Genomic DNA, 25,772 nt, shown 5'->3' with positions numbered 1-25,772 from the left:
GCGGTGGTTTTGAAGAGGTACGTCGGCAACGTTCAAGCTAGTGCTGGTCTGAACCCTGGGCCGAAGACTGGTCCAACCGCTTGCGCTGGCGGGTGGCCAGGACATCCACGGCCACCAGGGCGAGCAGTCCGCTGAGGATCTTGTCCACCAGCGAGGCCAAGAGGTTGGTGGAGAAGACCGCGACGACCAGCGAAGAGCCACGATCCCGCAATGCAACGACGAGGTTGTCAGAACCGTGGCCGGAGCGACCACCCTCGAAGACAATCAGGATCACGATCGTTGCCAACACGGTGCAGACGAACCCCACCAGGCAACACAGCAGGAGATACCGCGCGATGGTGCGTACCCGGCCGGATCGGACCCCATATCCCCAGAGCAGGGCACCGGCGACGTTGACCACCGCGAAGTACGCCGCTTCATGGCCAGTCTGCGGGATGACGGTGAAGCTGGTCGCCAGACCCACCAGCGCACCGTGCCAGGGCCCAAGGAGCACGGCGGCGATGGCGGTGCCGATCATGTCGAGATAGAGCACGAACGGCAGGAGCTGGGTGAGCAGGTTGCCGGTCTGGTTGATCACCAGGCAGAGCACCATCAGTGCCACCGCGCTCATTCCGACGATCGGCGAGAGCAACTGCGAGCCGGGCAGGAACAGTCGAGGGCCGGTCGGTCCGGCTGGTCCGGGCACGGGCTCGCCGCCAGAAGCCTCCGCAGCATCGCGGGTCAGTTGCCCCGCAGCCTCACCCGACGACTCCGGGCGCGGCTCAACGAGCGGAACCGACAGGTCGGAGCCTCCCCGATGAAGCTTCTCGACAGCACGCTGCCACCGCTCGATCCCGGCGGCGTCCACCCCGAGGGCCTGGACCACCTCGAGCAGCAGATCGGTGTCGATCCGGCGGCGACCGAGCCGGAACAGGTCATAGATGGTGGTTCGGGCGACCCGAGCCTCGAACTCCGGGATCCCACGAGCGACCCGAGCCCGAGCCACGCGGGCGGCCACCTCGGCGTACGCCGGATTCCCGGCGGCCGCCCGCCACTCCTGCAGCGAGGCAACCAGACCGTCGACGGGCGTACGGGCTCCGTCGGGCAAACCCCCGGGATCGGTCTCCACGACTACCGCTACCCATGCCTTCCCACTTGTCGACCACAGAGTTACAGGGTCCCTGATCGCACGCGGAAATTCAGCCGATTGGTGCAAAGACCAATCGCTCGGAGCGTAGTCTGCGCAACAGGTCGGCACGCTCCCCCGCAACCACACACGCCGGGATCGCACCTTCAGACTCAACGGTCAACGATGGCGAGTGGCGCCCGGTCAAGGAACCACACCCCTGGCGTCCGCAGCCGCTCACGTGGTCGCCTGAGCCAGACGCCCGACCACGGTACCGTCGAGCGTCTCTCTGACTCTCGACGGTGCTCACCGGGACTCAACGGCCCCGTCGAGGCGTCACTCCCACTCGATGGTGCCCGGCGGCTTCGAGGTCACGTCCAGCGTGACCCGGTTGACCTCGGACACCTCGTTGGTGATCCGTGTCGAGATCTTCTCGAGCACCTCGAACGGCAGTCGCGCCCAGTCCGCGGTCATCGCGTCCTCGGAGGTCACCGGACGAAGCACGATCGGGTGGCCATAGGTGCGGCCGTCGCCCTGGACGCCGACGGAGCGGACGTCGGCGAGCAGCACGACCGGCATCTGCCAGACCTCGCGGTCCAGGCCGGCGCGGGTCAGCTCCTCGCGGGCGATGAAGTCGGCCTCGCGCAGGATGTCCAGACGCTCCTTGGTCACCTCACCGATGATCCGGATGCCCAGACCGGGGCCCGGGAACGGCTGGCGCCAGACCATCGTCGAGGGCAGGCCGAGCTGTTCGCCGACGGCACGGACCTCGTCCTTGAACAGGGTGCGCAACGGCTCGACGAGCTCGAAGTTGAGGTCATCGGGCAGCCCGCCGACGTTGTGGTGCGACTTGATCGTCGAGGTGCCGGCGCCGCCCCCGGACTCCACTACGTCCGGATAGAGCGTGCCCTGGACGAGGTATGCCGTGTCGCCGCGCTCCTCGGGGCTCAGCGACCCGAAGACGCGGACCTCTGCTGCCTCGAAGGTGCGGATGAACTCGTGACCGATGATCTTGCGCTTCTGCTCGGGCTCGGAGACTCCCGCCAGGGCGGTGAGGAACTGGTCCTCGGCGTCGACCACGTCCAGCGCGTCGAATACCTCCTCGAAGTCACGACGTACCTGCGCGGTCTCGCCCTTGCGCATCATCCCGTGATCGACATAGACGCAGGTCAGACGGTCCCCGATCGCCCGCTGCACCAGCGCAGCAGCAACGGCGGAGTCGACACCGCCGGAGAGGGCACAGATGGCGCGGCCGTCACCGACCTGCTCCTTGATCCGCTCGACCTGCTCGTCGACCACGTTGACCATGGTCCAGGTCTGGCGGCAGCCGGCGATGTCGTGCAGGAAGTGCTCGAGGGTGGCCTGGCCGTGCTCGGAGTGCATGACCTCGGGGTGCCACTGGACGCCGGCGAGCTTGCGCTCGAGGTCCTCGAAGGCGGCAACCGGGGTGACGTCGGTGGAGGCCAGCACGTCGAAGCCAGCAGGCGCGGCGGTCACCGAGTCACCGTGGGACATCCACACCCGGTGCTCGGCAGGGATGTCGGACAGGAGCGTGCCCGGGGCGCTGACCCGGACCGGCGTACGGCCGTATTCGCGTGCACCCGTCGGGGAGACCTCCCCGCCCAGGCCCTTGGCCATCAGCTGGAAGCCGTAGCACATGCCGAAGACCGGGACGCCGGCCGTGAAGACCTCGTCAGAGATGCCCGGAGCACCGTCGGCATAGACCGAGGACGGGCCACCGGACAGGATGATCGCCTTCGGGTTCCGGGCCAGCATCTCCTCGATCGGCATCGTGTGCGGCACCAGCTCGGAGTAGACCCGCGCCTCACGCACCCGTCGGGCGATGAGCTGGGCGTATTGCGCTCCGAAGTCGACGACGAGGACCAGGTCGTGATCGGTCTTGGGCAGGGTCACGAAAGAGCCTTTCGGGCGGGTACGACGGCGTGTGAGAAGTCTAGACGTGAGCCGGCCGCCTCCCGCGTTCAGCGTCTGGAAACGCATCAGGGCCCGACCGGGGAGGGAGGGTGGTCGGGCCCTGATCGTCCATGCAACTGCTGGACAGTGCTTGGACATGGGGCCCGACGTGGGAGGGAGCAAGACTGTCGGGCCCACTCACCACAACGAGTCCCCGAGAGGCGGGTTATGGGCCGAAACGGCCTATTTCCCTTTAATTTTCGACCGATCCCTCAGGCGCCATGGGTCACGCCCACGATCGGCAGCCGCAACGCTCCCGGCGCCGATTCGGGGACCACCGGCGAGGTCGGCTGAACGGGCTCGATCCGGACATAGTCGCTGCCCAGCTCGGGGCGGGCGTCGGCCTCGCCCTTGTTCGGCCAGAAGGACATCGCCCGCTCCGCCTGCGCGGTGATCGTCAGCGACGGGTTCACACCCAGGTTCGCCGAGATCGCCGAGCCGTCGGCGATGTGCAGGCCGGGATAGTTGTAGATCCGCTGGTAGGCGTCGACCACCCCGGTCTCGGGCGAGTCGCCGATCGTGCAGCCACCGATGAAGTGCGCGGTGAGCGGCGCGTTGAACGGCTCCCCCACGTTGCCACCGGGAGTGCCGCCCATGACCTCGGCCATCCGGCGTACGGCGTCGTAGGCGACCGGGATGTAGGTCGGGTTGGGCTCACCGTGACCCTGCTCCGAGCTCATCACCCACCCGAAGGGCGTCTTCTTGCCGATGGTCGTGATCGAGTTGTCCAGGGTCTGCATGACCAGCGCGATCACGGTCCGCTCCGACCAGTGCTTCATGTCGTAGAGGTCCAGCGCGTTCTTGCGCTGGGTCCACAGCTCCTTGAGCCAGGTCCGCCACCGCGGCTCGGTGCCGGTGTCGTCGGCCAGCACCGTCTGCATCAGCGCCATCGCGTTGCTGCCCTTGCCGTAGCGCACGGGCTCGATGTGGGTGTGCTCGTCGGGGTGCCACGAGGAGGTGATCGCCACGCCCTCGGTGAAGTCGGTCGAGGTGTCGGGGGCCAGCGCGCCCAGGATCGCCTCGGAATTGGTCCGGGTGAGCACGCCGAGGCGGTCGGAGACCTTCGGCAGGCTGCCCTCGCCCTTGAGCTTGTGCAGCAGCTTTTGGGTGCCCAGCGCCGCGGCCGCGAAGATCACCTGGTCGGCGGTGAAGGTCTTGACCGCCGTACGCCGCGACAGCTTCGCCTTGGTCCAGCGGGCCGTGATCTCATAGCCGCCCTCTACGCGGGGACGGACGTCGGTGACGGTGGTCAGCGGGTGCACCTCGGCGCCCGCCTCCTCGGCCAAGTAGAGGTAGTTCTTGACCAGGGTGTTCTTGGCGTTGTGCCGGCACCCGGTCATGCACTCACCACAGTTGCGGCACGGGTTCCGGTCCGGGCCCTGCCCACCGAAGTAGGGGTCCTCGACCTTCTGCGACGGGTCCTGGCCGGGCCCACCGAAGAAGACGCCCACCGGGGTCGGGTGGAAGGTGTCGCCCCGGCCCATCTGCTCGGCAACCTTCTGCATGACCTCGTCCGAGGGCGTACGCAGCGGGTTCTCGACCACGCCCAGCATCCGCTTGGCCTGGTCGTAGTAGGGCGCCAGCTCGGCCTTCCAGTCGGTGATGTGCGCCCAGGACTTGTCTCGGTAGAACGCGTCCAGCGGCTCGTAGAGCGTGTTCGCATAGACCAGCGAGCCGCCACCCACCCCGGCACCGGCCAGGATCAGGCAGTCCTTGACCATGTCGATGCGCTGGATGCCGTACATCCCGGCAGCCGGCGCGTAGATGTACTTCTTGAGGTCGAAGGACGTGTTGGGCAGGTCCTTGTCCTCGAACCGGGCTCCGGCCTCCAGCACGGCCACCTTGTAGCCCTTCTCGGTCAGCCGCAGCGCGGAGACCGAGCCTCCGAAGCCGGAGCCGATGACGAGTACGTCGTAGTGCCCGGCGTGGTTGCCAGCATGCTTGCCTGCGCTCATGCCCGTCCCAGCTTCTTCATCACCCGCGCGCTGAGCGTGAGCACGTTCGCGAACCGCTCGTTCGACACGCCCACCGGCGGTCGGAAGCCCCAGACCCGCTGGGTGCCGACGGCCTGCGCTTCGGTGTAGCGGTGGATGCCCTCGGCCCCCTGGCGCCGGCCCATGCCGGACTCGAGCATGCCGCCCATCGGTGCGTCCACGCTGGCGAACGTCGCGCCGAAGCCCTCGTTGATGTTGACCGTGCCGCACTTGATCTCACGGGCGATCGCACGTGCCCGGGTGCCGTCCTGGCTATAGATCGAGGCGTTCAGGCCGTAGGGGCCCTCGTTCGCCTTGGCGATGGCCTGGGTCTCGTCGTGGAAGCGGTAGACCGAGATCACCGGACCGAAGGTCTCGTTCCCGAAGCAGGTCATCTCCTCGGTGACGCCCTCGAGGATGGTCGGCTCGTAGAAGTAGGGACCGAGGTCGGGGCGCGCCTTGCCGCCGGCGAGGACCTTCGCGCCCTTGGCCACGGCGTCCTCGACGTGGGCGGTGACGGTGTCGAGCTGGTCCTGGGAGATCAGCGAGCCGACGTCGGTGGTCCACTCGTGGCCGGGCCCGAGGACGAGCGCCTCGGTGCGGGCCACGAACCGCTCGACGAACCGGTCATAGATCTGGTCGGCGACCAGCATCCGCTCGGTGGAGACGCAGAGCTGGCCGGCGTTGGAGAACGCAGCCCTGGTGGCCCCCTCGGCGGCCTTCTCGATGGCGGCGTCGCGGAGGATCAGGATCGGGTTCTTGCCGCCGAGCTCGAGCGAGCAACCGATCAGCCGCTCGGCGCAGCCGGCAGCGACCTTCTTGCCGGTTGCGGTGGAGCCGGTGAAGCAGATGTAGTCGGCCTTGTTGATCACGCTGGTGCCGACCCGGGACCCGGGGCCGGACACGACGCCCCACAGGTCCTTCGGGAAGCCGGCCTCCTCCAGGATCTGGGCGCCGATCAGGGCGGTGAGCACGGTCTGACTGTCGGGCTTGATGACGACCGCGTTGCCGGCGGCCAGGGCCGGCAGGCCGTCGCACAGGGCCATCGTGAAGGGGTAGTTCCACGGCGCGATGATGCCGACGACACCCTTCGGCACCCGGTTCAGGTCGACCCGCGTGGCGCCCGGGATGATCCCGGCGAGGCGCTTGGGGTCGAGGTGCTTGTGGGCGGTGCGCGCGTAGTAACGAGCGGTCAGCGCCACGTGGTAGACCTCGAGGTAGGCGTCCTTGCGGGCCTTGCCCGACTCCCAGACGGCCAGGTCGACGATCTCCTGCTCGCGGTCGAGGACCAGGTCGTGCAGGCGCAGCATGACCTCCGCGCGGTGGTCGAGCGACGTACGTGCCCATGCCTGCTGGGCCCGGCGTGCCCGGGCGAACGCCTCGACCACGTCGGCCTCGCTGGACTGCGGGATGTGGGCGAGCGGCTGGTTGTTGATCGGCGACACCGAGAGCTTCGTCTCGCCCGAGGTGGAGACGATCCGGTCGGTCAGCGCCGCGACGTAGTCAGGCTCGAGCGCATAGGAGGCGCTCGGGTCGTGCTCGGGGTCGTGCGGTCCGCTGGTGAGGGGGTCCGGCTGCGGCGTCTGGTGGCTCATGTGGCGAGCCTAGGTGACCCCCGTCTCCTTTTCCTACCCCTCAGTAACGATTGAGACGCTTTACACACAGTCTTGTGTTGTAAACGCCCGATCCGAAGGTGCCAATCAGACGGGCCAGTCACACAATGTCGATCAAACGGGCCGATCAAACGATGTCCTTGACCTGCACCCTCGCCTCGTCCGCCTCCTGGTCGGTGAGCTTGAGCTGGCTCTGCCGTTCGGCCTCCACCCTGCGCAGGTAGTGATCGACCTCCTCGTCACGCCGCGCAGCGTCCCAGCCCAGCTCCGCTGCCATCAGGTCCGCGGTGGCGCCCGCAGCCTCCGCACCCCGGTCGAAGAACTCGATGGAGATCCGGGTACGCCGGGTGAGCACGTCGTCGAGGTGCTGGGCGCCCTCGTGGCTCACCGCATAGACGACCTCGGCCGCCAGGTAGTCCTCGGCGCCGGCCAGAGGCTCACCCAGCTCCGGGCGCTGCTCGACCAGGCCCAGCAGGTCGTCGACGAGACCGCCGTAGCGACCGAGCAGATGATCGATGCGCGCCACGTGCAGGCCCGAGCGCCGAGCGAGCAGCACGCGTTGGTTGGAGCGGGTCTCGAACCCGTCGGCGCCGACCAGCGGCACCCGGTCGGTGATCGACTCGCGCACGGTCTGGTTGGCGGTGGTCCTCAGCGAGTGCGCCGCCGCCTCGATCGCGTCGCGCGCCATCACTCTGTACGTCGTGAGCTTGCCGCCGGCGATCATCACCAGGCCCGGCACCGGTGTGACGACGGTGTGCTCGCGGGAGATCCGCGAGGTCGGCTCCGACTCCCCCTTGAGCAGCGGGCGCAGTCCGGCGTACACGCCCTCGACGTCCTCGTGGTCGAGCGGCTCGCGCAGGATCGTGTTCACCTGGCCGAGCAGGTAGTCGATGTCGGCCCGGCTCGCGGCCGGGTGCGCCTTGTCCAGGTCCCAAGCCGTGTCGGTGGTGCCGATGACCCAGTGCCGCCCCCACGGGATCACGAACAGCACGGACTTCTCGGTCTTGGTGATGAACCCCGCTTCGGAGCGGATCCGGTCGCGAGGCACGACGAGGTGGATCCCCTTGCTGGCCTGGACATGCAGCGACCCGCGACCGCCGACCATCTCCTGGATCTCGTCGGTCCAGACACCCGCCGCGTTCACCACCACCCGGGCGCGGACCTCGAACTCACGCTCGGTCTCCAGGTCGCGCGCCCGCACGCCGACGACCCGCTCGCCCTCGCGGAGGAAGCCGATCACCTTGGTCCGGGTCGCGACGTGGGCGCCGTGCGTGGCCGCCGTGCGGGCAATGTTCATCACCAGCCGGGCATCGTCGACCTGGCAGTCGTAGTAGCGGATCGCGCCGGTCAGCGCCTCGGTCTTCAGGTCCGGGGCGATCCGGGCGACCTGACGACGGAAGAGGTGCTTGTGCTTGGGCACGCCCATCTCATATTTCCCAGCCATCGCCATCGCGTCATAGAGGACCAGGCCGGCTCCGACATAGGGGCGGTCGATCGTCCGGGTCAGCGGATAGAGGAAGGGCACCGGTCGGACCAGGTGCGGCGCCAGCCGGGTGAGCAGCAGGCCACGCTCCTCGAGGGCCTCCTTGACCAGCCCGAAGTCGAACATCTCCAGGTAGCGCAGCCCACCGTGGATCAGCTTGCTGCTGCGGCTCGAGGTCCCCGAGGCGAAGTCACGTTGCTCGATCAGCCCGGTGGAGAGTCCGCGGGTCACCGAGTCCAGCGCGGTTCCGGCACCTACCACGCCACCGCCGACGACCAGGACATCGAGCTCACCGCCGTGATCCGTGGTGGCGACCAGGGCGCGCAGGGAATCGGCGCGGAACTGTGGGCTGAGGGCGCTCGGCTGGCTCATGCGGCCAGTGTGTCAGGCCCGCCTGAGCGGCGGCTGGTTCAGGCGCGGACGCGCTGGCCCAGCGAGGTACGCCGATCCGCCAGCATCGGGTGGGCCTCGCGCGTCGCGGCGACCAGGTCGGGATCGAGATCGGCCACGACCACGCCTTCCTCGGTGCCCAGGCTGGTCAGGGTGTGGCCCTCGGGATCATGGATCGCCGACCCACCGATGAAGTCGACCGGCCCGCACGTCCCGGTCAGCGCGGACAGGACGACATACATCCCGTTGTCGAGGGCACGCGCCGGGTAGTAGAGGTCGCGCCGGTGCTCCCCGCCGGGGAAGTAGGCGGCGCTGTTGAGATAGCCGACCGCGCCGTCGAGCGCGGCAGCCCTGGCGTGCTCGGGGAAGCACCCGTCATAGCAGATGCTCAACCCGAGCTCGAGGCCGTCGACGACGATCGAGGCGCCGTGGTCGCCGGCAGTGAAGTGGTCGTTCTCGTAGCCGGAGAGGTGCTGCTTGTCGTAGGGCGCGCCTACCTCACCCCCGGGTCGGATCACCAACGAGGACAGGGTCCTGGCGGACCGGCGCTGCAGCGGGGTGCAGACCACCACGACGATGTCGCCGCTGCTCGACGCCGTGCGCAGCGACTCCAGCCATGCTCCGTCCAGGTCGTCCTCGTGCGGGACGGGTCCCGCGAAGGCGGCCTCCGAGTAGCCGGTGAGGAAGGCCTCCGGCAGCACGACCACGCGCGCTCCGGAGCGTGCCGCCTCAGCGACCAGCTCGGCGGCCCGGGCCACGTTGGCGGCCAGGTCACCCTCGACCGAGGCTGCCTGCGCAGCCGCCACGCGGACCGCCGTCATCAGCCGACGACGATCTCGACTCGCTGGAACTCCTTGAGCTCGGTGTAGCCGGTGGTGGCCATCGAGCGCTTGAGCGCGCCGATCAGGTTCATCGTGCCGTCGGCGACTCGGGACGGGCCGAAGAGGATCTCCTCGAGCGAACCGATCTTGCCGAACTCGACGCGTTCACCGCGCGGCAGCAGGGGGTGCCAGGCCTCGGCGCCCCAGTGGAAGCCACGGCCCGGCGCCTCGTCGGCACGGGCGAACGGCGAGCCGACCATCACTGCGTCGGCGCCGCAGGCGATCGCCTTCGAGACGTCTCCGGAGCGACCGATCGAACCGTCGGCGATCACGTGGACGTAGCGACCACCCGACTCGTCGAGGTAGTCGCGGCGGGCGGCGGCGACGTCGGCGACAGCGGAGGCCATCGGCACCGCAACTCCGAGCACGGTGCGGGTGGTGTGTGCGGCTCCCCCACCGAACCCGACCAGTACGCCGGCAGCACCGGTGCGCATCAGGTGCAGGGCCGCCTGGTAGGTCGCGCAACCGCCGACGATCACCGGGACGTCGAGCTCGTAGATGAACTCCTTGAGGTTCAGCGGCTCGGCCTGGCTGGAGACGTGCTCGGCCGAGACCGTGGTCCCGCGGATCACGAACATGTCGACACCGGCGTCGACCACCGTCTTGGCGAACTCCTTGGTGCGCTGGGGCGAGAGCGAACCGGCAACGGTCACCCCGGCCTCACGCATCTGCTTGAGCCGCTCGGTGATCAGCTCGGCCTTGACCGGCTCCGCATAGATCTCCTGCATCCGACGGGTCGCCTCGATGCCGCGCAGGGCGGCGACCTCGTCCAGCAGCGGCGAGGGGTCGTCGTACCGGGTCCAGAGGCCTTCGAGATCGATCACCCCGAGTCCACCGAACTTGCCCAGGGCGATGGCGGTCTCCGGCGACATCACCGAGTCCATCGGCGCGGCAAGCACCGGGAGATCGAAGCGGTAGGCATCGATCTGCCAGGCCACGCTCACCTCTTCGGGGTCGCGGGTACGCCGGGAGGGCACGATGGCGATGTCGTCGAAGGAGTATGCGCGCCTGGCGCGCTTGGCCTTGCCGATCTCGATCTCAGTCACCCCGACAGCCTATCGGCCGCGCCGCGGATCAGCGCAGCGAGCCGATGAAGGGGTAGACCCGGATGCACGGGACCGGCGTGGACTCGGCTGGCGCCAGCGCGTTGGACACGAAGTGCCAGGTCCGCGAGCTGAACCCGATCGAGATGTGCTCGGACTGGTCCTGGGCGCATCCGTCCTGGAGCAGGATGTTGGTGACGTTGTCGCCCTCGAGGAACTGGTTCGCATAGGGAGTGGCGATCTCGTCGTGCTTCGACACGATGGTCGTGTAGTGCGGACCGGGTCGGGTGTCACCGTCTGCATAGACCCGCTCGGCGAGCTCGGATCCGGCAACCTGCTGCCCGAAGGCGGGCAGGAGCGCGCGCAGGATCGGCTGGGCGAGCGGCCCGAGGGTGTCCGCGCGGAGCAGGCCGCTGCCGTCGGTGCCGTGGTTGCCGGGCGCGATCGCGACGAAGCGGTCAACCTTCTCGGCGCCACCGAGGAAGTTGAGGTAGTAGTGCGGGGTCATCCCGCCGCCCTGGGACCAGCCGATCAGGTCGACCTTGTCCACGCCGTACTCGGCGCGGACCTCGTCGACGTACGCCGCGAGTTCCTCGGCGGACTTCTCGATGTCACCGATCGCCTGGATCGGGAACTGGTCCACCCCGGTGATGTTGCCGTAGTTGAAGCTGCGCACGCAGAAGCCTTGGTTGGTCAGGTAGGGCGAGCCGGCGACCCACTCCCAGCCGGAGCCGGTGGTGAAGTTGACCAGGATGACCGGACGCGGGCGCTCCTCGGTCAGCTTGCAGTCGGGGTCGTTTGCGCCGGCGGGCACCCATCCGGGGACCAAGGTGCGGGCCAGTCCCCCGAACAGCAGGGTGCCGGTGTTCCAGACCACCGGCAGGTCGGCCTGATCCGTGGCGGCCTGCTCGGTGGCGGCTCGATCCGAGCCGTCGTTGGTCGGTTCCGCCTGGGCGGGTGACATCACCGGGGCAGCGACGAGCACCAGTCCGAGCAGTGCTGAAACCCCCCTGTGGATCCAGCGTGTGGAAGTGGTGCTCATCGGGTTCTCCTCAACGGCGTACGGGTGGGCTTCTTGATGGCAAGTTTCTTGGTGCCGGGTTTCTTGGATGCAGGGCCGGCCAGCACCCGGCCGATGGCCCGGCTGATCGGGTCCTGCGGGTGGCCGGCGATCCGGGCGAACGCGGCGCGACGGGGCGGGAGCTCGCCGAGCGGGCCGGGCAGCAGGCGGATCGCCCACCGCAACACGAATGCCAGCTGACGATGCCGCCGCAGGGTGCGCGGGGTGAGCTCGGGCAGGCCCAGGACGGTGCGGACCCGGCCGGGCAGCAGCACGCTGTTGAAGGCGAACAGGTGCGCCCGGGCCGGGGCCGGGACCTGCGCGCGCAGGTGGGCCATGATCCGGCGCGAGTCGTCCGAGGCGGCGAGCGCGTCCGGCGGCCCGTTGCGCACATAGGCGTCCCAGGCATCGTGATCGACGGGAAGCAGGTCGGCCGGGATCGCGAAGCACCCCGCGAGCTCGCAGGTCTCGCGGTAGTACTGCTCGCGCTCCTGGTCGGTGAGCTCGCCGACCAGGACCTGGTAGGTCTGCAACCGCACCCACCACATCGTGGCGTGCACCCAGAGCAGCACGTTGCCCTCGTTGGCGACGTACTCCTCGCCCGAGGCGTAGCGCCCTTCGTCGGCCCGGGCCGCGCCGCGGATCCGCTCGTGGATGGTGAAGAGTGCACGCGACGTACGGACGACCAGGTCGCGGTCGCCGAAGACCAGGTTGGTCAGCATCGAATAGGTCTGGTGGGCGCGGGCGTGCGGGTCCGCGAAGATCGTCGAGTGGTCCGCGATGCCGTTGGCGATCACCGGGTGTGCCACGTCCATGAAGGCGGCCTGGGTGATGCCGAGCCCATAGACGAGCGTGGAGGCGTTCACCTTCCAGATCATCGATCCGGGTCCGAAGATTCCGGCGACCGGATCGGCACTGGCCCGGGTGTGGCCCAGGGAGCTCCGGAAGTCGTCCCGGGTCACCGGACGGGACTGGACCTCGTCGGGGATCTGTGGGAGCGGGCCGGGCACGAACAAGACAGTAGGGGCTTTTCGGGCCGCCTGCAACAAATCTCAGGATGTTGCATGGGCGACTAGACTCGCACCATGTCCTCCGCCACCGCCGCGCTCGCCCGTGCCCGGGAGACCTTCGCCCGCGGCGAACGGGTCGAGATGGGACCGTTGGCCGACTCGCTCGAGGTCAACCGGGTCACCCTCTATCGCTGGGTCGGCAACCGTGAGGACCTGCTCGCCGAGCTGCTCTGGGAGCGGATGAAACGCGGACTGGACCGGCTGGACGCACGGGTACGACGCGCAGGCAGCACCGGCGCGGACCGACTCACCCAGGTCATCCTGGGCTTCTTCGCGGCAGCCGGGCACGGTTCCCCCGAGCGCGCGTTCGTCGACCGGGAACCTGCCCTGGCGATGCGGGTGATGACCGCAGGGCCCGTGCACGACCGGCTGATCGCGTGGTTCACCGCCGCGATCGAGGAGGAGGCCACCGCCGGCACCGTCGCACCACTGCACCCGCCGGCCCAGATCGCCGACATCGTGGTCCGCTCCGGGGAGGCGGTGTTCTGGTTCGACCGGGCCAGCGGTCGCGGGATCGACCGCGACAACCTGATCGTCATCCTGAGCGCACTGTGCCCCGCGACCGCACCTCAGTGAGTCAGTCGGCGCGCAGGGCGCCGGGTCAGCGGTTGTAGTTCGGCGCCTCGACCGTCATCTGGATGTCGTGCGGGTGGCTCTCCTTGAGGGAGGCCGAGGTGATCCGCACGAATTGGCCCTTCTCCTGGAGCTCGGGCACCGTGCGGGCGCCGATGTAGAACATCGACTGGCTCAGCCCACCGATCAGCTGGTGCGCGACGGCCGCCAGCGGACCGCGGTAGGCGACCTGGCCCTCGACACCCTCGGGGACGATCCTGTCGTCGCTGGTGACCTCGGCCTGGAAGTAGCGGTCCTTGGAGTAGGACTTCTTGCCCCGGCTGGACATCGCACCGAGCGAGCCCATCCCGCGATAGGCCTTGTACTGCTTGCCGTTGAGGAAGACCAGCTCACCCGGCGACTCCTCGCACCCGGCCAGCAGCGAGCCCAGCATGACCGTGTCGGCGCCGGCGACCAGCGCCTTGGCGATGTCACCGGACTGCTGGAGACCACCATCGGCGATGACGGGCACGCCGGCCGGCTTGCAGGCCAGCGAGGCCTCGTAGACGGCCGTGACCTGGGGTACGCCGGCGCCGGTGACCACGCGCGTCGTACAGATCGAGCCGGGACCGAAGCCGACTTTGACCGCGTCGGCGCCGGCGTCCACGAACGCCTGTGCGCCGGCCCGGGTGGCGACGTTGCCGCCGATCACCTGGACGTGCTTGGTGGCCGGGTCCGACTTGAGGCGTCGGACCATGTCGAGCAGCATCGTGACGTGACCGTGGGCGGTGTCGGCGACGAGCACGTCGACCCCTGCCTCGATCAGCGTGGTGGCCCGCTCCCAGGCGTCGCCGAAGTAGCCGATCGCAGCGCCGACCATCAGTCGACCGTCGGCGTCGTTGGACGCATTGGGGAACTGCTCGGACTTCACGAAGTCCTTGACCGTGATCAGGCCACCGAGGCGGCCGTCCTCGTCGACGAGCGGGAGCCGCTCACGCTTGTTCTGGCGCAGCAGGGCGGTGGCGTCCTCGCGGGAGATCCCGACCGGGCCGGTGAACAGCGGGTGCGTGGTCATCACTTCGGAGACCTTGGTGGTGGCCCACTCCGCGACCGGGGTGAAGCGCAGGTCGCGGTTGGTGATGACGCCGAGCAGGACGTTGCTGGGGTCGACCACGGGCAGGCCGGAGACCCGGTAGTCACCGCAGATCCGGTCGAGCTCCTCGAGCGTCGCGTCGGGTCCGATCGTGACCGGGTTGGAGATGATCCCGGTCTGGGTCCGCTTGACGAGGTCGACCTGGTAGGCCTGGTCCTCGAGCGACAGGTTGCGGTGCAGCACGCCGATGCCGCCCTCGCGTGCCATCGCGATCGCCATCCGTGACTCGGTGACGGTGTCCATGGCCGCGGAGATCAGCGGCGTCTTCAGCGAGATCTCGCGAGTCAGCCGCGACGTGGTGTCGATGTCAGAGGGCGCGAGGTCCGAATGACCCGGCAGCAACAGCACGTCGTCGTAGGTCAGACCAAGGGCAGCGAACTTGTCAGGGAGCTCCACTCCCCCATCCTAACGAGGCACTCACATCGGGGCCGGAGCGGGCTTGAGGTCACCAACCGGGATCCGGACGGTGAGCACGTCGGACGACATCCGGATCCGCGTCTTGAGTCCCGCCGCGAGCACCATCGGCAGCACCGCCTGGTTGTTCACCTCGGTGCTGAGCAGGATCTCGCCGGTCCCCTTCGCGTTGGCCACGCGACCGATCTCGACCAGGAGCTTGGTGCCGATCCCTCGACGGCGCCATGCAGGGTCGACCCGCAGGATCACTGGTGCTGCCTCGTCCATCCCGTCCGCAGGGCCGAGCTTTGCGACCCCGACCACGATGTCCGCGACCACGGCGGTGACGAAGTCCTCGTTCACCACGTAGTCCGGTAGGGCGCCGTGGCCCAGTCGCCGGCTCGGCCCGGCCGCCAGGACGGCGGGCTGTGCCCGGGCCCGGTCCAACACGTCGGTGACCAGGTCGGCCAGGGCGGAGCCACGGGCGTGCTCGGTGGCGGTGAAGGGCGCGGTACGACGCACCTGCACGTGGACGTCGCCGACCTTCATCTCCATCACGTCCTGCACCTGGGCCAACGCGCCCGGCACCGGCTCGGCCTCGGCGTCGAAGAGACGCGCGGCCACCTCGGGGAACGAGGCCGGCTGGGCCAGGATCGTGCGCGCGGCCTGGACATAGCGGGACGGCTGGTCGGCCAGCGCGGCCTCGGTGCACCGCGCCCCGCTGACCGATCGACCACCGGAGCTCTCGACGATCTCCGCGATCTCGGCCATCCCCCAGCCATCGGGGCAGCGCAGCACGAGCTCGTCGGTGACCGACTCGATGCCGGGGAAGATCTGCAGGCCGAGGATGTTCACCCCCGCGTCGCCACAGTTCCGGGCCAGGACGGCCAGCGAACCCGGCCGGTCGGACAACGTCATCCGCACTCGCCACAACATGGTGATCCCACTTTCCACTTGGTCGTACGCCGCCTTGCAGCGCACCGTCGTCGTGCTCCTTGTCGAGCATGACCCGGGCAGGTTGCCCCGGTGCTGCGGGCACGTTTCCAACGTGAAACATCTGGAGTGAGAAGGTGTCTGCCATGACAGGACGGGTCCAACGCGTGCGTGCCCGGATCGCGGCGATGGGAACCACCCGGTTCGTGCTCGTCTGTGCCGTCGCCGCGGTGCTGCTGCACTTCCCCGGCCTGCTCTGGCCGCTGCGGCCCGACGAGGCCGGGTTCACCCTGGTCGGACGGCACTGGGACCCGGAGCCGGAGAGCCTGTACGGGCCCTACTGGGTGGACCGTCCTCCACCGCTGATCCTGATCTACCGGTTGTCCGACCTGGTCGGTGGTCCCTACTTCCTGCGGATCGTCGCGGCCGTGGGTTGTGCCGCACTGGTCGCGATGGCCGCTCGGTGCGGACACCTGCTCGGCGGGGCCCGTGCCGCCAGGTGGGCTGCCGTCACCGCGACGGCACTGACCAGCACGACCCTGATCGACCCGGTCTCAGCGAAGGGTGAGGTGCTCGGCATCCCGTTCGTGATGGCGAGCATCTGGCTGGCCATGGAAGCCCTGCGCGTGCTTGAGCGCTCGCGGTGGTCCGCGACCGCGCTCGCCTTCGTCGCGGGGATGCTCGGCGCGATGGCCATGGGCCTGAAGCAGAACATGGTCACCGGGCTGGCCTTCGGCGGATTCCTGCTGCTCACCTCAGCGATCCGCCGCGAGATCACCTGGCCCTCGTTCGGACGCTTGGCGAGCGCCGCCCTGCTGGGCGCCGCCATCCCCTTCGCGGTGGTGATCGGCTGGTGCCTCGCGGTGGGGGTCGAGCTCGACGTGCTCTGGTACTCGGTCTATGGCTTCCGCTCCGATGCCATCGGCGTGATCTCGGACCAGGTGCTGGGCCGGTCGAAGTGGCGAGCCCTGATCCTCGGGCTCTACTTCCTGCTCACCGGCATGGCCCTGATCGTGGCCTGGTTGGCGATCAACGCTCGCTCGGCCTGGCAGCGCCACCCGTCGGTGACCGTGGCGACGCTGGCCATCATCGTCATCGACCTGACCAGCATGATCCTCGGCGGCAGCTTCTGGCGTCCCTACCTGCACCTGCTCACCCCCGGCGTCGTCCTGGCCACGGCGCTGCTGGCGGGCAGCGGGGGCCGCACGCTGGCCTGGACCCGACGACTCACGGCGTACGCCGTCGCCTCGGCCGCCGTGGCCCTGGTCGTCTGGTGCACCCAGAACCAGTTCGCCGGCACCTCACCGGAGGCCGAGCTCACCGGCGAGGCGATCGGTGCCTCCTCGAGACCGAGCGACACGATCGTCATCCACGGTGGACGTTCCGACATCGTGATGGCGTCCGGGCTGACGTCGCCCTACACCTATCTGTGGAGCCTGCCGATGCGCACCCTGGACCCGGACCGGGCCGAGATGGTGGCACTGCTGCGCAGTGACGACCGGCCGACCTGGTTCGTCGAGTGGGTCGATCGCGACCACTGGAGCACCGAAGGGCTGCACGACTTCAACGCCGCACTGGAGATCTTCTACGAGCAGCGTGGTGTGGGCTGCCACGACGAGCCGATCTATCTGCGGCGCGACGTGGAACGACCGGCCCTCGAGTTCGAGTGCGGCACGAACTGGCGCTACTGGTCGCGTCGCTGAAGCGCTCGAGACCCGCTGCACATGTGCAGAACGGCCCGCAACGCTCTCGCGTTGCGGGCCGTTCAGTGCTTCAGCCGTGGATCAGTGACCGTGCCCGTGGCCGTGACCGGCCGCGGATGCGTCGTCGTCTTCCACAGGCTTCTCGACGATCAGCGTCTCGGTCGTCAGCAGCATCGCTGCGATCGAGGTCGCGTTGACCAGCGCGGAGCGGGTCACCTTGACCGGGTCGAGGACGCCCTGGGCAACCAGGTCGCCGTACTCGCCGGTGGCGGCGTTGTAGCCGTTGCCGACGCCCAGCTCGCGGACCTTGGAGGTCACGACGTAGCCGTTCTCGCCACCGTTCTCGGCGATCCAGCGCAGCGGCTCGTCGGCGGCCTTGCGGACCACGCGAACACCCACTGCCTCGTCACCGACGAGGTCGAGGTCGTTGTCCAGCACGGAGACGGCGTGGATCAGTGCCGAGCCACCGCCGGGGACGATGCCCTCTTCGATCGCGGCGCGGGTCGCGGAGACAGCGTCCTCGATGCGGTGCTTCTTCTCCTTGAGCTCCACCTCGGTGGCCGCGCCGACCTTGATCACGCAGACGCCGCCGGCCAGCTTCGCGAGGCGCTCCTGGAGCTTCTCGCGGTCCCAGTCGGAGTCGCTGTTCTCGATCTCGGCCTTGATCTGGCTGACCCGACCCTCGACCTCGGATGCGTCGCCCGCACCGTCGACGATGGTCGTGTTGTCCTTGGTGACCACGACGCGACGGGCCTGCCCGAGCACCTCGAGGCCGACCTGGTCCAGCTTGAGACCGATCTCCGGTGCGATCACCTGGCCACCGGTGAGGGTGGCGATGTCCTGGAGCATGGCCTTGCGACGGTCACCGAAGGCAGGCGCCTTGACGGCAACCGCGTTGAAGGTGCCCTTGATCTTGTTGACGACCAGCGTCGACAGCGCCTCGCCCTCGACGTCCTCAGCGAGGATGAAGAGGGGCTTGCCGGTCGCGATGACCTTCTCCAGCAGCGGGAGCATCTCGGCGATCGCCGAGATCTTGCCCTGGTGCAGCAGGATGTAGGGGTCGTCCAGGACGGCTTCCATGCGCTCCGCGTCGGTCACGAAGTACTGCGACAGGTAGCCCTTGTCGAACTGCATGCCCTCGGTGAAGTCGAGCTCGGTGCCCATGGTGTTGGACTCCTCGACGGTGATGACACCGTCCTTGCCGACCTTGTCGAAGGCCTGCGCAAGCAGGTCACCGATGTGGCTGTCGCGGCTCGAGATGGTGGCCACCGACGCCATGTCCTCGACCGACTCGACCTCGCGGGCGGCCTCGAGGAGCGCCTCGCCGACGGCAGCGGCCGCGGCGTCCATGCCCCGCTTGAGGCCCATCGGGTTCACGCCGGCAGCAACCGCGCGCAGACCCTCGTGGACCATCGCCTGGGCGAGCACGGTGGCGGTGGTGGTGCCGTCACCGGCGATGTCGTTGGTCTTGGTGGCAACTTCCTTGGTCAGCTGCGCACCCAGGTTCTCGAACGGGTCGTCGAGCTCGACCTCGCGGGCCACGGTCACACCATCGTTGGTGATGGTGGGCGCGCCCCACTTCTTGTCCAGCACGACGTAGCGGCCCTTGGGGCCCAGCGTCACCTTGACCGCGTTGGCCAGGGCGTCGACGCCCCGCTCCAACGCGCGGCGCGCGTTCTCATCGAACTCAAGAATCTTCGGCATGTGTTTCTCCTCAAAAGAGTTCGGGTCGAGTGCTCAGCGGGGTGCCGGGGCATCCACGCGAGCACTCGACCCGTGGGAAATCAGGAAACGACGATGGCGAGGACGTCGCGGGCGTTCAGGATCAGGTACTCGTCGCCGCCGTACTTGACCTCGGTGCCGCCGTACTTGCTGTAGATGACCTTGTCACCCACGGCGATGTCCATGGGAACGCGCTCGTCGCCGTCCTCGTTGAAGCGGCCGGGGCCAACAGCCACGACCTCGCCCTCCTGGGGCTTCTCCTTGGCGGTGTCGGGGATGACCAGGCCAGATGCCGTGGTCTGCTCCGCCTCGACCTGCTTGACGATGATGCGGTCCTCGAGAGGCTTGATGTTGACCGACACGTGTCGACCTCCACTTTCTCCACTTGGTGATTCAGGGGACAGGAGGAACCCTCTCAACGGGGCCCTCCGGGAAGTTTGAGCCTGCAGGTGAGCACGCCGTCGCGGGGGTCGTGCTCGGTGCAAGCGCTGGCACCCTCATGGTGCGAGTGCCAGAACAGACGTTAGCACTCACCTGAAGTGAGTGCCAGAGTCGGGATCAGGATCGACCCGGTGTCATGGTCTTCAGGGAGCCGCTGACCCTGACCTTCGCGGGCGATCCCTCACCACTGATCAAGGTGCCAAGATAGGTCCGGGTGAGCACCAGCTCCGCGGGATCGGGACCGAGGACGAAGACATACGTGCCCCGGGCAAAAAAATTGGCCTCGTCGGGCCGGAGCACCGCCACCGGCTGCTCGCCAGCCAAGGTGATCGACCGTTTCGCCGAAAGCTCGTAGTGGCCCCAGTCCCCGTCCTCACCCTGCGTGTCGAGCGCGGTCGGGAACCGGTCCAGCACCGTCAGCTCCAACCAGGTGTCGCCCTCGTCCTCGACCCAACCGAGTTCGGGGAGGTAGGGCGTCGCCTGTGACGACTCGATCGTGCAGGAGAACTCGTCAGGGCGCCGAGCCCCCTTCGCCGAGGTGAACGCACAGACCCGTTGCTCGAGCTGGGCGGTTCGGCCCGGACTCTCGTAGAGCGGAGCCGCGACCCCCGGATCGACGTCGCCCTCCTCGACGTCGACGACCTGCACGACACCGTCGTACTCCACCTCGACAGTGAGGTCGTCGGCCTTGCCCTGCACCGCAACGAAGAAGTCGCGGCGCCCAGCGAGCAGTTGCCCGTCAGCGTCGGCCATCGGCAGCACATAGCGGTGGTCGTCGGACACCAGGGTGAACCGGGGAAGGACGGAGCCGGAGAAGTTGCGGGCAGTGACGACCCACGAGACCGGCACGAACCTGTTGCCCCACCCCGCTCGCTCGTCGTCCACCGGATAGCCGCTCTGCTCGCTGCCGTCGATGCTGCGGGTGGGCTCACCGACGATGATGTCCACCGCGCGGCCGCCCGGCAGCAGCACTTGAGCATTGCGCCCGGATGCCGGGGTCGACGCCTCGAAGAGCTCCCCCGGTCGCGCAGCGTTGGCTGCGGTGACGAACCAGAGCGCCACCCCCACCAGGACCGCGATCACCACCGCGCCGATCACGATCGTCCGGCGCCTCACAGGCTTGCCTTCTCGATGAGGGTCGCGGTGCCCTTGCCGGTGAAGCTCAACGGCGGGCTGCCGCGCTCGGCGGTGAAGGTGACCTCGACGGCGAGCTCGTGCTCGGCGGCATCCGGGACCTCGAAGACAAGCAGGCGACTTCGCGCGCCCCTGTCGCCCTCGGTGTCGGGCTGGTCCTCCAGGACGGCCACGGGAGACTCCTTGTCGAGGGTCGTTGCCCCCGGCTCGTCAGTCAGTGCGCGCTCATCGCGCAGCATGGCTGCGTCCGTGCGCACCTCGACCACGACGAACTCGTTGCCCGGTGCGGCCCACCCGATGCCGGGGACATGGGGCAACCCTGACTCGAAGTCGACGAAGCAGTGCATGTAGTTGTCGCTCATCAGGTCGTCGTTGAGGTCGTGGCAGGTCGCATCGCGCGTCTCCACGGGCACCCGACTGTAGGCGGAGGCGACACTCGGCGCGACCTTCCCGGTCCGGGGATCGACGGTCTGGGTCAACCCGTCGAAGGCCACCTCGATCATGAACGTCTCACCGGCGGCAACCGGCACCCATGCCGCGACCTTCCAGCCGGAGTCGTCGGTCTCCTTGAGCGTCGTGCGCTCGCCATCGCGGACCACGCTCACGGTGACCGGCTTCTTGTCCGACTCGGCCCGGTGGTTCCTCAACAGACTCGGCCGCGGCTGGCCGAGCCCGCGGTCCAGCTGCCAGGCAACGCCGTGCAGCTCTTCACCCTCGGCCGCTCTGAGGGACTCGCCGGAGTCGGTGAGCACTCCGTCCACCGAGGACCGCCCTTTGGTGATCACCATGCGCAGCCGGCCGGTCGGCAGCCAGACCTCGGCACGGACCCCGGAGAGGTCAGCCGTCCTGGCGGCCGGGGTGACGACGCCCGGCTCCAACCTCTCCTCTCCACTGCAGGCCACGAGGAGAGCGAGCAGGAGGGCACACGAGACGAGTGGCCACGGGGCGGGAATGCGCATGGGGGTCCTTCTACCTTCCTGGATGAGGTCCCAAACCGGCCGTGGGCGAGGATGGGGGCATGGAGCTCGAGACGTTCGAATGGCTGCTGACCGACGCCGGGCAACGCCTGCTCGAGTCCGCCACCCACGCCTATGTGGATCACGCCGGCGATCCGGTCCGCTCGGCCGCAGCCGTGCGCAAGATCGAACCCGATCCGGACCGCTCCGCTGCCGCCCTGACCCAGGTTGGTCTCCGGGCACGCGGGGTGGCGAAGTTCGGCGAGGACTCGCTGCGGATGTACTTCACGCCGGACGCGCTCGAGCAGTCCACCCGCGCCCGCGTCGCCACGCATCGAGCCAGCCGACTCGCCGCAGCCGCCCCCTCCAGCGTCATCGATGTCGGCTGCGGCATCGGGGGTGACCTGATCGCCTTCGCCCGCGCCGGGCTGACCGTCGCCGGCGTTGATCTCGATCCGGTGCGCGTGGCGATGGCCGCCGCCAACCTGGCCGTGCTCGGCCTTGCGGGTGCAGCGCAGGTCGCCGACGGGACGTCCCTGGACCTGTCGGCCTTCGGTGCTGTCTTCGCCGACCCGGCCCGGCGCGGCGCCCGTGGGCGGGTCTTCGACATCGAGGACTGGACTCCGCCGTGGTCCTTCGTGCAGTCGCTCCTCACCCGTCCGTCAGTCGTGAAGGTCGCCCCGGGCATCGGGCACGACCTCATCCCGGAAGGCGTCGAGGCCGAATGGGTCAGCGAGGCCGGCGAGGTCAAGGAGGCCGCACTCTGGTCGTCATACCTGGCCACTGCCCGGCGCCGCGCGACTGTCATCGGCGACGGTGGACTGGCCACCCTGACCGAGGAGGACGACCCGTACGACGGTCGCGAACGGCCGGTGCGCGAGCTCGGGGAGTTCCTCTACGAGCCCGACGGCGCGGTGATCCGGGCAGGTCTGGTGACCGCGGTTGCCGCCGGCGTCGACGGTGGACTGCTCGATGAGCACATCGCCTACGTCACCGCCGATGCGTCCTTCCGTACGCCGTTCGCGCGCGGCTATCGCGTCCTCGAGACGCTCCCCTATCGCGAGAAGCCACTGAGGGCGGCGTTGCGCGAGCGTGGGATCGGCAAGCTGACGATCAAGAAGCGCGGCGTCGAGGTGGTGCCGGAGCTGCTGCGCAAGAAGCTCTCACTCAGCGGCGAGCAGGAGGCCACGCTGGTGATGACCCGCGTGAGGGGCGAAGGCACTGCCCTGTTGGTACAGCCGTTCTGAGCAGCTCAGCGCAGCTCGAGCTCCATCTCGTGCTTGAAGAGGTGGGAGACCGATGACCCGTCGATGCCGGTGGCATCAAAGCGACGTGACATGACGAATGTGACTGCATCCCGGTCAGTCACCTCGAAGACGAGTCGGCGACCGGGGCCGTCGTCATTCTCGGCAGTCAACCGCTCGCCCTGCCAGGTGAGCACAGCCACCGGCGCCTTGCCATCAATGGTGAAGGTCGGCTCACCTTCCTTGACCGTCGATTCGCTCCACTCGGCATCGTCCCTCGCACGGAAGTGGCCGCCGCTCGGGACGATGGTGCGGATCACCAGGAACTGATCGCCGGGAGCCGGCCACGGACCGGCGTCCGGAAGACCCACCCACGGGACCGGGCCAAGCGCCGACACCCGGCAGTCGACGCCGCTGAACGCCACCTGCGCGTTGACGTTGGTCTCCGTGGCCTCGGGACACTCCAGGTCATTCAGGACCGGGATCTCACCCCGATAGACGTCGCCCTCGTGATCGGTCCGGATCTCGTCGTAGGGGTCGACCTGGAACTCGCGGCCGTCCACCTCGGCCACCAGCCTGACCTCGTCGGGATCCTCGGGGATCACCAGGATCCAGGACCGTTGCTCGGTCAGGTCCAGTTCATAGGTGCGACCGTCCACGTCCATCGTGAAACTCGGTTCCTCCGACCCCTCGCCGAGCATCCACACGTCGCCGGGGACCTTTTGTCGCTCCATGCTCACCGCCAGGAATGCCGTGCCGTCCGCTGCCTCCTCGGAGACGTCCTGGTTGGCCAGCGGCAGCGACTCGCTCGCCTCGGCCTTCGGCGCGCTGACAGTGAACTGGAACCGGTCCTTGGGGAGGTTGACCAACACCGGATAACCCTCGGCGCGGCCGTTCGCCACGAAGATCTCGCCGATCTTGGCGTCTCGGCCGGAATCGGCGAAGGGCCCTGCTGAGCAGCCGGTCAGCAGGGCCGCCACGACGAATGCCGCCAGGGCAAGGTGTGCGCGCATGACTGACTCCTACCCCTGTGCGCCGCTTCTACTCCACGCGACGCAGTGTCGAGGGACGAATCCCGGGCTTCGAAAACTTCTCAGAAACTTTTCCGGATGCCTGTGAATACGGGGCTTTTGAGGGTCTAGTTGTCAGTGCTGCCTGATTGAGTTCTAGTCATGAACAACACCGCAGCCGCCACCACGTTCGGGGTCGAGGACCTCGACGGTGCGGCGCTGTGTTCAGAGGTCTCCGGGCTCTCGCGAGACGCGCTCGCAATCGCGGCACGGCGCTACGCGGTGGCCCACCAGTGGTGCATCACCCACCCGCCCCTCGAAGAGGGTGAGGCTGCCACCTTCGGTGACGTCAGGCTGCCGGGCCTGTCCGGATGCGACTCCCGGGTCGGCGGCGAAGGAACACCCGGCGTAGCGGTCTTCGCCGTCGAGGCCTACGCCGCCACCGCAGGCCTGTCCACCGGAACCGCGGCACAGATCCTCTCCGACGCCCTCGACCTACAGCACCGCCTGCCACGCACCTGGGCCCGAGTCGTAGCCCTGGAGCTGCCGGCTTGGACCGCCGCCCAGATCGCCCGCGACACCACCCGGCTCTCCCACAACTGCGTCAACTGGATCGACCACCAGCTCGACCACCGCGGCTACCGCCCCAAGGCCGTCGACGAGACCACCCGACAAGCCATCGCCACCTTCCACCCCGAACTGATGAAGAAGCCCGAGACCGGCAAGGACGACTGGGACGTACGGGTTAACCACGACGCCGGCTACGCGCCCGGCACCTCACGACTGGACGCGATCGGGGACAGCCTCGACCTGGAGAAGTTCAGCCAGCTGATCAACGACGAAGCCACCACCCTCGGTCGCCTGGGCGACCCCGACACCCACGCCCAACGCAAAGCCAAAGCACTCGGCGTCATCGCCGACCGGCACGCCACATGCCAGGACACCCTCGACCTCACCGGCAGCGACGACTTGGACGCTCCGGCCGGGCGAGGAACGAGGCCCGCGACTCCCGAGGACTGCCCAGCCGACTACACCAAGAACTCGGTCCTGGACGCGATGGCCGCTGCCCGAGCCGCAGCCGAGGCAGGGGCTGGCACTGGCGACACCAGCGGCCCCACCCTGGCCGACGTGCTCGCCGACGCACAAGCCACCGCAGAAGCTGCCTTCGACGCCGCGACCGCAGCCCGCGCCGCCTCCGTGGCGGCCGGATTCGGCGACCCGATCCACCCCACCACCGGCGCACCGCTCCCCGCGACCCGGTCCTACGTCACCGCCAAGCTCCACCTCCACTTCACCCTCGCCGACATCATCCGCACCCTGCGCGGCGACCTCGACCCCGACACGAAAGTGGTCGACGCCGGCAGGCTCGGAGCCCAGCTCCTGAGCCTCGTCCAGGACTGGCTGTCCCGGCTCGGATCAAACGCCCGGATCACACCCGTGATCGACCTGACCGAGACCTGGGCCGTCGACCAGCACGACCCACCCGACCGAATGCGCGAACAGGTCCAGCTCCGCGACCAACACTGCGTCTTCCCCTACTGCACCATCACCGCCAACCGCACCGACCTCGACCACATCGACGCCTACGACCCCCACGGTCCACCCGGGCAGACCAACCCCGACAACCTCGCCTGCCTGTGCAGGAGCCACCACCGGATGAAAACCTTCGCCGGCTGGACCTACCGGCGCGAACCCGACGGGTCCTACCACTGGACCGACCCCTACGAACAGCGATGGCGCGTCACCCCCGGACAAGGCACCACCCCACTCGACCCAGCTGACGACGACGCGCTCGACCAGGCCGCCTGACGCCTGACGTTCATCGCGCCCGACATGCGCAGGCGCCTTGTCGGCGACCGCTCCAGGGCCCGCACCGCAGCTCCACCCGAGGTGGCTGGGCCCTACGGCGCGCACAACATCCGCGCCCCGCACCACCGGG

The 25,772-nt window shown here is 68.6% G+C and carries 20 protein-coding genes; 4 read left to right on the top strand and 16 right to left on the bottom strand.

Going from position 1 to position 25,772, the window contains the following annotated elements; all coding sequences use genetic code 11:
• Window positions 1–37: 37 nt before the first annotated feature.
• The 9 genes from BJ980_RS15495 to BJ980_RS15455 all read right to left on the bottom strand — a co-directional run bounded on the left by BJ980_RS15495 (window position 38) and on the right by BJ980_RS15455 (window position 12,532).
• Window positions 38–1,108 (bottom strand): ECF transporter S component, encoded by a 1,071-nt coding sequence (locus tag BJ980_RS15495; protein ID WP_179503118.1) that lies wholly within the window; start codon window positions 1,106–1,108, stop codon window positions 38–40.
• Between the two features lie 333 nt (window positions 1,109–1,441).
• Complete coding sequence (gene guaA, locus BJ980_RS15490; RefSeq protein ID WP_246280396.1) at window positions 1,442–3,013, bottom strand: glutamine-hydrolyzing GMP synthase; 1,572 nt, start codon at window positions 3,011–3,013, stop codon at window positions 1,442–1,444.
• 278 nt (window positions 3,014–3,291) lie between these two features.
• Window positions 3,292–5,034 (bottom strand): GMC oxidoreductase, encoded by a 1,743-nt coding sequence (locus BJ980_RS15485; protein ID WP_179503116.1) that lies wholly within the window; start codon window positions 5,032–5,034, stop codon window positions 3,292–3,294.
• Complete coding sequence (locus tag BJ980_RS15480) at window positions 5,031–6,647, bottom strand: succinic semialdehyde dehydrogenase (protein WP_179503115.1); 1,617 nt, start codon at window positions 6,645–6,647, stop codon at window positions 5,031–5,033. Before BJ980_RS15480 ends, BJ980_RS15485 begins: the two co-directional genes overlap by 4 nt.
• 145 nt (window positions 6,648–6,792) lie before the next feature.
• Entirely contained in the window at window positions 6,793–8,520 is a 1,728-nt protein-coding gene (glpD, locus tag BJ980_RS15475) for a glycerol-3-phosphate dehydrogenase (RefSeq protein WP_179503114.1), read from the bottom strand.
• Window positions 8,521–8,558: 38 nt separating this feature from the next.
• Window positions 8,559–9,359, bottom strand: coding sequence for a carbon-nitrogen hydrolase family protein (locus tag BJ980_RS15470; RefSeq protein WP_179503113.1), 801 nt, complete (start codon window positions 9,357–9,359; stop codon window positions 8,559–8,561).
• Window positions 9,359–10,465 (bottom strand): GuaB3 family IMP dehydrogenase-related protein, encoded by a 1,107-nt coding sequence (locus tag BJ980_RS15465; RefSeq protein WP_179503112.1) that lies wholly within the window; start codon window positions 10,463–10,465, stop codon window positions 9,359–9,361. The genes BJ980_RS15470 and BJ980_RS15465 overlap by 1 nt, the downstream gene beginning before the upstream one ends.
• 28 nt (window positions 10,466–10,493) lie before the next feature.
• On the bottom strand, window positions 10,494–11,504 hold the full coding sequence (locus BJ980_RS15460; protein WP_179503111.1) for an esterase/lipase family protein: 1,011 nt from the start codon (window positions 11,502–11,504) through the stop codon (window positions 10,494–10,496).
• The gene (locus BJ980_RS15455) at window positions 11,501–12,532 is read right to left on the bottom strand and encodes an oxygenase MpaB family protein (protein WP_179503110.1); all 1,032 of its coding nucleotides are present in this window, start codon (window positions 12,530–12,532) and stop codon (window positions 11,501–11,503) included. The genes BJ980_RS15460 and BJ980_RS15455 overlap by 4 nt, the downstream gene beginning before the upstream one ends.
• A 75-nt stretch (window positions 12,533–12,607) precedes the next feature.
• Between BJ980_RS15455 and BJ980_RS15450 the strand changes: the two genes are divergently transcribed.
• Complete coding sequence (locus BJ980_RS15450; RefSeq protein WP_179503109.1) at window positions 12,608–13,168, top strand: QsdR family transcriptional regulator; 561 nt, start codon at window positions 12,608–12,610, stop codon at window positions 13,166–13,168.
• A gap of 25 nt (window positions 13,169–13,193) precedes the next feature.
• On the opposite strand, the gene guaB is transcribed toward BJ980_RS15450, so the two are convergent.
• Together guaB and BJ980_RS15440 are read right to left on the bottom strand one after the other, a co-directional pair.
• A complete protein-coding gene (gene guaB, locus BJ980_RS15445; protein ID WP_179503108.1) occupies window positions 13,194–14,693 on the bottom strand; it encodes an IMP dehydrogenase in 1,500 nt (499 codons plus the stop codon).
• Window positions 14,694–14,714: 21 nt separating this feature from the next.
• The gene (locus tag BJ980_RS15440; RefSeq protein WP_246279986.1) at window positions 14,715–15,608 is read right to left on the bottom strand and encodes a GNAT family N-acetyltransferase; all 894 of its coding nucleotides are present in this window, start codon (window positions 15,606–15,608) and stop codon (window positions 14,715–14,717) included.
• A gap of 161 nt (window positions 15,609–15,769) precedes the next feature.
• Between BJ980_RS15440 and BJ980_RS15435 the strand changes: the two genes are divergently transcribed.
• Window positions 15,770–17,326: a hypothetical protein gene (locus tag BJ980_RS15435; RefSeq protein ID WP_179503106.1), complete on the top strand. Its 1,557-nt coding sequence runs from the start codon at window positions 15,770–15,772 to the stop codon at window positions 17,324–17,326.
• A gap of 81 nt (window positions 17,327–17,407) precedes the next feature.
• Here BJ980_RS15435 and groL read toward each other — a convergent pair whose 3' ends face one another.
• The 4 genes from groL to BJ980_RS15415 all read right to left on the bottom strand — a co-directional run bounded on the left by groL (window position 17,408) and on the right by BJ980_RS15415 (window position 21,582).
• A complete protein-coding gene (groL, locus tag BJ980_RS15430; protein WP_179503105.1) occupies window positions 17,408–19,030 on the bottom strand; it encodes a chaperonin GroEL in 1,623 nt (540 codons plus the stop codon).
• A gap of 80 nt (window positions 19,031–19,110) precedes the next feature.
• Window positions 19,111–19,410, bottom strand: coding sequence for a co-chaperone GroES (gene groES / locus BJ980_RS15425; protein WP_179503104.1), 300 nt, complete (start codon window positions 19,408–19,410; stop codon window positions 19,111–19,113).
• Between the two features lie 196 nt (window positions 19,411–19,606).
• A complete protein-coding gene (locus BJ980_RS15420; protein ID WP_179503103.1) occupies window positions 19,607–20,605 on the bottom strand; it encodes a hypothetical protein in 999 nt (332 codons plus the stop codon).
• Window positions 20,602–21,582 carry a hypothetical protein gene (locus BJ980_RS15415; RefSeq protein ID WP_179503102.1) on the bottom strand — a complete coding sequence of 327 codons (981 nt, stop codon included), beginning with the start codon at window positions 21,580–21,582 and terminating at the stop codon, window positions 20,602–20,604. Before BJ980_RS15415 ends, BJ980_RS15420 begins: the two co-directional genes overlap by 4 nt.
• 59 nt (window positions 21,583–21,641) lie before the next feature.
• On the opposite strand from BJ980_RS15415, the gene BJ980_RS15410 reads away from it, so the two are divergent.
• Entirely contained in the window at window positions 21,642–22,826 is a 1,185-nt protein-coding gene (locus tag BJ980_RS15410) for a class I SAM-dependent methyltransferase (RefSeq protein WP_179503101.1), read from the top strand.
• A gap of 5 nt (window positions 22,827–22,831) precedes the next feature.
• On the opposite strand, the gene BJ980_RS15405 is transcribed toward BJ980_RS15410, so the two are convergent.
• Window positions 22,832–23,836, bottom strand: a complete 1,005-nt coding sequence (locus BJ980_RS15405) for a hypothetical protein (protein WP_179503100.1) — start codon at window positions 23,834–23,836, stop codon at window positions 22,832–22,834.
• A gap of 159 nt (window positions 23,837–23,995) precedes the next feature.
• Here BJ980_RS15405 and BJ980_RS15400 point away from each other — a divergent pair, with 159 nt between their 5' ends.
• Window positions 23,996–25,642 (top strand): HNH endonuclease signature motif containing protein, encoded by a 1,647-nt coding sequence (locus BJ980_RS15400; RefSeq protein WP_179503099.1) that lies wholly within the window; start codon window positions 23,996–23,998, stop codon window positions 25,640–25,642.
• Window positions 25,643–25,772 lie beyond the last annotated feature (130 nt).

The sequence above is a fragment of the Nocardioides daedukensis genome (assembly GCF_013408415.1).
GTDB classification, from domain to species: domain Bacteria; phylum Actinomycetota; class Actinomycetes; order Propionibacteriales; family Nocardioidaceae; genus Nocardioides; species Nocardioides daedukensis.
Note: the sequence above shows the minus strand (reverse complement) of the source record. Positions and strands in the feature narration are given on the sequence as shown.

What these genes read in the sequence shown, in the direction of transcription:
- BJ980_RS15485 (WP_179503116.1), bottom strand. Translation starts at nt 5,034, where the DNA reads ATGAGCGCAGGCAAGCATGCTGGCAACCACGCCGGGCACTACGACGTA.
- BJ980_RS15480 (WP_179503115.1), bottom strand. Translation starts at nt 6,647, where the DNA reads ATGAGCCACCAGACGCCGCAGCCGGACCCCCTCACCAGCGGACCGCAC.
- glpD (WP_179503114.1), bottom strand. Translation starts at nt 8,520, where the DNA reads ATGAGCCAGCCGAGCGCCCTCAGCCCACAGTTCCGCGCCGATTCCCTG.
- BJ980_RS15470 (WP_179503113.1), bottom strand. Translation starts at nt 9,359, where the DNA reads ATGACGGCGGTCCGCGTGGCGGCTGCGCAGGCAGCCTCGGTCGAGGGT.
- BJ980_RS15460 (WP_179503111.1), bottom strand. Translation starts at nt 11,504, where the DNA reads ATGAGCACCACTTCCACACGCTGGATCCACAGGGGGGTTTCAGCACTG.
- BJ980_RS15450 (WP_179503109.1), top strand. Translation starts at nt 12,608, where the DNA reads ATGTCCTCCGCCACCGCCGCGCTCGCCCGTGCCCGGGAGACCTTCGCC.
- BJ980_RS15440 (WP_246279986.1), bottom strand. Translation starts at nt 15,608, where the DNA reads ATGACGTTGTCCGACCGGCCGGGTTCGCTGGCCGTCCTGGCCCGGAAC.
- BJ980_RS15435 (WP_179503106.1), top strand. Translation starts at nt 15,770, where the DNA reads ATGACAGGACGGGTCCAACGCGTGCGTGCCCGGATCGCGGCGATGGGA.
- groL (WP_179503105.1), bottom strand. Translation starts at nt 19,030, where the DNA reads ATGCCGAAGATTCTTGAGTTCGATGAGAACGCGCGCCGCGCGTTGGAG.
- BJ980_RS15415 (WP_179503102.1), bottom strand. Translation starts at nt 21,582, where the DNA reads ATGCGCATTCCCGCCCCGTGGCCACTCGTCTCGTGTGCCCTCCTGCTC.
- BJ980_RS15410 (WP_179503101.1), top strand. Translation starts at nt 21,642, where the DNA reads ATGGAGCTCGAGACGTTCGAATGGCTGCTGACCGACGCCGGGCAACGC.
- BJ980_RS15405 (WP_179503100.1), bottom strand. Translation starts at nt 23,836, where the DNA reads ATGCGCGCACACCTTGCCCTGGCGGCATTCGTCGTGGCGGCCCTGCTG.
- BJ980_RS15400 (WP_179503099.1), top strand. Translation starts at nt 23,996, where the DNA reads ATGAACAACACCGCAGCCGCCACCACGTTCGGGGTCGAGGACCTCGAC.